1 protein-coding gene is annotated in these 209 nt (G+C 56.9%); it reads left to right on the top strand.

Features of this window, described 5'->3' with window-relative positions; all coding sequences use genetic code 11:
- Positions 1-44: 44 nt before the first annotated feature.
- Entirely contained in the window at positions 45-167 is a 123-nt protein-coding gene (locus tag ACPYOJ_RS36705) for a hypothetical protein (protein ID WP_481420591.1), read from the top strand.
- The last annotated feature ends 42 nt before the right edge of the window (positions 168-209 follow it).

Raw genomic sequence — 209 nt, 5'->3', positions numbered from 1 at the left:
CCCCCCCCCCCCCCCCCTCCTCCAAAAAAAAGACCGCACACTAGATGCAGCGTAGTCTCGTGGGCTCGGAGATGTGTATAAGAGACAGGATCATGGTTGCAGCTCTTGCCGTCCTTGCCTTCATGCGCGACCGTCCCTCGGACGTTAATCTGCCCTCGGTGGCGTAATATCTGTCTCTTATACACATCTGACGCTGCCGACGACTAGTC

It is taken from the genome of Rhizobium sp. SVR5-9E (genome assembly GCF_056755095.1).
This window is presented reverse-complemented; position numbering and strand designations above follow the sequence as displayed.

Bases quoted from the DNA above. Each gene is read 5' to 3' on its own strand.
- ACPYOJ_RS36705 (WP_481420591.1), top strand. From the start codon at position 45: ATGCAGCGTAGTCTCGTGGGCTCGGAGATGTGTATAAGAGACAGGATC.